The 4,858-nt window shown below is 54.3% G+C and carries 5 protein-coding genes; 1 reads left to right on the top strand and 4 read right to left on the bottom strand.

Annotated features, from left to right (window positions below; translation table 11 throughout):
* Positions 1-183 precede the first annotated feature (183 nt).
* Positions 184-888: a UPF0149 family protein gene (locus DES29_RS12180; RefSeq protein WP_016475154.1), complete on the bottom strand. Its 705-nt coding sequence runs from the start codon at positions 886-888 to the stop codon at positions 184-186.
* A gap of 184 nt (positions 889-1,072) precedes the next feature.
* Here DES29_RS12180 and DES29_RS12175 point away from each other — a divergent pair, with 184 nt between their 5' ends.
* Complete coding sequence (locus tag DES29_RS12175) at positions 1,073-1,912, top strand: undecaprenyl-diphosphate phosphatase (RefSeq protein WP_038025293.1); 840 nt, start codon at positions 1,073-1,075, stop codon at positions 1,910-1,912.
* A gap of 79 nt (positions 1,913-1,991) precedes the next feature.
* Here DES29_RS12175 and trmB read toward each other — a convergent pair whose 3' ends face one another.
* The 3 genes from trmB to DES29_RS12160 all read right to left on the bottom strand — a co-directional run bounded on the left by trmB (position 1,992) and on the right by DES29_RS12160 (position 4,535).
* On the bottom strand, positions 1,992-2,711 hold the full coding sequence (gene trmB, locus DES29_RS12170) for a tRNA (guanosine(46)-N7)-methyltransferase TrmB (RefSeq protein WP_016475152.1): 720 nt from the start codon (positions 2,709-2,711) through the stop codon (positions 1,992-1,994).
* A 134-nt stretch (positions 2,712-2,845) separates the two neighbouring features.
* On the bottom strand, positions 2,846-3,499 hold the full coding sequence (locus DES29_RS12165; protein WP_005429550.1) for a methionine ABC transporter permease: 654 nt from the start codon (positions 3,497-3,499) through the stop codon (positions 2,846-2,848).
* On the bottom strand, positions 3,492-4,535 hold the full coding sequence (locus DES29_RS12160) for a methionine ABC transporter ATP-binding protein (RefSeq protein ID WP_016475151.1): 1,044 nt from the start codon (positions 4,533-4,535) through the stop codon (positions 3,492-3,494). The genes DES29_RS12165 and DES29_RS12160 overlap by 8 nt, the downstream gene beginning before the upstream one ends.
* Positions 4,536-4,858: the final 323 nt, after the last annotated feature.

Raw genomic sequence — 4,858 nt, 5'->3', positions numbered from 1 at the left:
TATAGACTATGATAAAGATAAAGCAAAGGCTTGTCAAGTTTTTATTAAATAAAAACAATGGATTAGGAAGAATAAATAGGCCGACTTTGCGTCAGGTCAGGACCTCCCGGAGCTAGTCTCCGGGAGTTTGGGATCGGATGCCGGGCGTTGATCGTTTAGCGTCTCACTTCCGCGCGGTGACGATCAGGCTTTTTTGCCACAGCACTGTTTGTACTTTTTGTTGCTGCCGCAAGGGCAGGGGTCATTGCGCCCCACACGGGGTTCATTTCGGCGGACAGGGCGGTTCGGCACGAGCAGGGTCTTAAGCGTAAAGACTCCCTCGACCATCTGGTATAGCGCTTCACCTAAATCCTTAGCGGGCTTGACGTCGGCTTTAGCCGCTTCCCAGAGAGTGCGGGTTTCATCATCAAGCTCATCACCCTCGGCCGCCATGCGGGCTGCAATGGGCAGCAGCGCTGCCTGGACCTCTTCATCTTCAATGGCAGCATCAGGCCACTGCTGAACGCCCATCATGAAGCCTGCACACCAGGGGACGACGGCTTCAATGCCATCGCCGTCGAGGATTTCTTCATCGTTTTCGTCAACCAATGGGAAGATCACCGGATCAAGGCCGGCTCCTGCATTCAGCGCAGAGCGGATTTCGCGTGCGCGAAGTTTAAGGAGTTCGAGCAGTCTGTCGTCATTAGGAAGCGCCGCTGGGTCACCAGAGTCGCTGAAAATAAACGGCAGGACATCGTCGTCCTCAGGCTTCAGGGGATTAAGCGCCTGTGCCGTCAGGTAGCCGTCGAGCACGCCGGCATCCATCGCCTGATCACTTTCAAGCGCTTCGATACGGTCTTGAAGCTCTTCAATTTCGGCGCTGTCGATGAGCTTGGCGTCGTTGTCCATGTGGGTCGTCTCCGAATGAGGTAGGTAGCGGATGCGTTTCCTAAAACGCATTCGCCGTGATCATAGCGCAGGGACAATGGCGTCAAAAGAGTGAATGAATAGTATCGGCCTGTATCGCCGCCGCGTTTGCAGCAGTATTTTCTCGGATAATGAGCACTTTCGTTTGATAGCAAGATTTTACATCGTGGATTGGCTTTATCTTCTGCAGGCTACTGTTCTCGGCATTGTCGAGGGTCTTACCGAATTTCTTCCGATCAGCTCGACCGGTCATCTCATTATTGCTTCTGATCTGGTGGGATTTGCCGAAACACCTGGGGCCGATGAATTCGTCGTGGCAATTCAATCGGGTGCAATTCTGGCTGTCTGCTGGTACTACCGCGAACGCATCTGGGCGGTGCTGCGAGGGCTTACATCCAGCCCCAAAGAACAGCGTTTGGCCGTCAACACCGTGGTGGCATTTCTGCCGGCTGCTGTGATAGGGGTCTTTGCGGCAGGGTATATCAAACACTATCTTTTTAACCCTACTGCGGTGGCCGTTGCGCTCATTGTGGGCGGCTTCATTATTCTTTGGGTGGAAAATCGCATTGTGCGCCTCCGTATCCCCCCGCGCGTAGCGGCCATGGATGATATGAGCTGGAAAGACGCTCTGCTCGTGGGGTGTATGCAGTGCCTTGCGATGATTCCAGGGACGAGCCGCTCGGGCTCAACCATTATTGGCGGCATGGTTCTTGGGCTGTCCCGCCGCGCAGCAACGGAATTCTCGTTTTTTCTGGCAATTCCCACCATTTTCGGCGCTACCGTCTACGATCTGTGGAAGGCCAGAGATGATCTAGCGCTCGACAATCTGCCCGGATTGGCGCTGGGAACGGCGGTGTCTTTTGTCAGCGCGCTTTTGGTTGTGCATTGGCTTTTGCGTTTTGTTGCTGCGCATGACTTTAAGGGCTTCGGCTGGTATCGAATCGGCTTCGGAATTCTGATCCTTGCTGCTTCTGGTTTTGGCTGGATCGAGTGGCGCTCAATCTGATGCCGCTTAACGCGTAAAAACAAACAGGCTGCCTGAGCATGGATGCTTAGGCAGCCTGATTTTTAGGCGTCTTGACGCGTTAGATCCGCGTGAAGACCAGATCCCAAATGCCGTGGCCGAGACGCTCCCCACGGGCTTGGAACTTTGTTTGAGGCCGTTGGGCGATGGGATTGCCCATTACAGGACTGAAACCATCATAGAGATTTTTCAGTTTGGGTTCGCCGGAGAGCACTTCCACCATCTGCTCGGCATAGTTTTCCCAGTCAGTGGCGCAGTGAATGTAGCCGCCGAGACTAATTTTGTTGACAAGCATGCCGATGAAGGGCTGGGCGACCAGACGCCGTTTATGATGACGAGCTTTGCGCCATGGGTCTGGGAAGTAGATGTGCACGCCAGCCAGAGAGCTGTCAGGAATCATGTCGCGGACGACTTCGACCGCGTCGTGGCGAATGATGCGCACATTCGTGAGCGATTGTTCGGCCAGGCGTTTGGCGAGTGCCCCGACGCCGGCGGCAAAGACTTCGCAGCCCAAAAAATTCACTTCCGGATGTGCGGCCGCAATGGCTGCTGTGGTTTCGCCCATGCCGCAGCCGATTTCGAGCACAACAGGCGCTTTGCGACCGAAGACGGAGGCAAAGTCAAGCGGGGAGGCAGAGTACTCAACGGCGTACTGCGGGAGCTCTTCTTCAAGAGCGCGCTTTTGCGCATTGGAGATATGGCCGCGGCGCAGTACAAAACTGCGAATATGGCGGTTCTTGAGCTCTTCGAGTTCTTCTGGCGTGAGTTCTTTCTTTTCCATGGGGAGTCTGGGCAATCGAGCGTTCCGGAAAGCGCGCGATTCTAACACGATGCCTTTACGCGTGATCCTGATAAAAATAATAAAGGCGCGGTGCCCTAACTGAGCGACCGCGCCTGATACCGATTCAGCGTCAATTATTTGTGAGAAAGGCGACGCACAAGGTAATCGCCCATTGACTGAATGCCCTGCACGAGAATGATCAGCACGAGCACTACGGGCCACATTACTTCAGGCATGAAGCGTTGGTAGCCGTAACGGATGCCCAAGTCGCCGAGGCCGCCGCCGCCCACGACGCCAGCCATGGCGGAATAGCCGATGAGGCTTACCACGGCAATCGTCAGACCGGCCAGAATACCCGGGCGAGCTTCCGGAAGCAGAACCTTGCCGACGATTTGCAGATTCGTGGCCCCCATAGCCTGAGCGGCCTCTACCAATCCCTTGTCGACTTCACGCAAGCTTGTTTCAACAATGCGGGCAATGAAAGGAGCCACAGAGATCGTGAGTGGAACGATGGCGGCTGCAGTACCGATTGAAGAGCCGACCACCAAACGAGTGAACGGAATAATCGCTACGAGCAAAATGATGAACGGTACCGATCGGGTAGCGTTGATGATGATCGACAGGACAAAGTGAAACTTAGGCATCGGCAGGAAGCTCTTACGGTCTGTAATGAAGAGCAGGATGCCGAGCGGGATGCCGATCGCGGCACCGATTCCGCCCGAGATCAAAACCATGATGATGGTCTCGACGAACGAGGCCGAAATCATGTTGATGAGCTGACTAGACATTGGGAATCTCCTCAACGAGGACGCCGCGTTCACGGATGTACTTCACGGCTTCTTGATAGACGGCGACCGGTGCTGTGACGAGCAGCGTGAGCGTGCCGAGCGTACGACCCTGAAGGTCATCGACGGTGCCACGCAGAATGCTGAAGTTGATGTTGAATTCACGTGAAGCTGTCGAAATGACAGGTTCGGCTACTTCGCTGCCAATAAAGGAAAGATGCAGAAGATGCACATTGTCGTGACCTTCCTTGGCGCGGGCGCGTTTGACCGTGTCAATAATCGATTGCGGCAGGTCGCGATCCATCACTTGGCCGATGAGCGCACGCGTGGTTTCGGTCTTCGGCTGCGCGAAGATGTCGATCACATCACCTTCTTCGACGACTTCGCCTAAATTCATGACGGCGACACGATTGCAGATCTGCTTCACGACATTCATTTCATGCGTGATCATCACGATCGTGACGCCGAGCTCTGCATTGATTCGCTTTAGCAGCTGCAGCGTAGCAATGGTGGTTTCAGGATCGAGCGCCGAAGTGGCCTCATCAGAAAGCAGTACTTTCGGATCATTGGCCAAAGCGCGAGCGATGCCGACGCGCTGTTTTTGGCCGCCCGAGAGCTGAGAGGGATATTTGCCGACGTGCGCATCGAGCCCAACAAGATGAATAAGCGGTTCAATCTTGCTTCGGATCGCGTCTTTCGGGGTGCCGACAAGTTCGAGCGGGAGTGCAATGTTGTCGTAGACCGTTCGGGAGCTCAGCAGATTGAAGTGCTGAAAGATCATGCCAATGGAACGGCGAACATTGCGAAGATCTGTGTCGCTGAGCTTCGTCAGATCCTGACCGTCAACGATGACGCTGCCGCGGGTAGGGCGATTGAGCAGATTGATGCAGCGAACGAGCGTGCTCTTACCGGCGCCGGATCGACCGATGATGCCAAAGATTTCTCCTGGGCGGATCGAAATCGAGACGTCCTTGAGCGCTTCGAAGACTTTACCGTCGTTGCCGACGTAGGTCTGCGTGATGTGTTCGAGTTTGATCATGAGGGCATCAATGGAAGTGATATAAGCGAAATGTCTGAAAACACAAATTGCCAGCAGACTTCGCGTCAGTTTGTTGTAGGAGAGTCTATCGATTGGAGTGTGCTGCTTGGGGCTGAATAAGGTACCTATTCAAGAGCTTCCTGAGGTATTACCTCGCACCTTGAGAAAAAGACGGCAGAAAGCAGCCCCGATCGCTTATAGGGTGTCCAAAAAATCCATACCACTTCACAGAAATCTTCTCGGCCAACTCATCGGTTTTGATTTGCGCCGGCGTCGTCTTCTGTGAAGCGTAAAAAGTGCTGCGGGACAGGCCCATCAATCGA

It is taken from the genome of Sutterella wadsworthensis (genome assembly GCF_003315195.1).
Lineage (GTDB): Bacteria > Pseudomonadota > Gammaproteobacteria > Burkholderiales > Burkholderiaceae_F > Sutterella > Sutterella wadsworthensis.
The sequence above is the reverse complement of the archived record's forward strand: the minus strand, read 5'-3'. Positions and strand labels throughout refer to the sequence as shown.

Bases quoted from the DNA above. Each gene is read 5' to 3' on its own strand.
- DES29_RS12180 (WP_016475154.1), bottom strand. From the start codon at position 888: ATGGACAACGACGCCAAGCTCATCGACAGCGCCGAAATTGAAGAGCTT.
- trmB (WP_016475152.1), bottom strand. From the start codon at position 2,711: ATGGAAAAGAAAGAACTCACGCCAGAAGAACTCGAAGAGCTCAAGAAC.
- DES29_RS12165 (WP_005429550.1), bottom strand. From the start codon at position 3,499: ATGTCTAGTCAGCTCATCAACATGATTTCGGCCTCGTTCGTCGAGACC.
- DES29_RS12160 (WP_016475151.1), bottom strand. From the start codon at position 4,535: ATGATCAAACTCGAACACATCACGCAGACCTACGTCGGCAACGACGGT.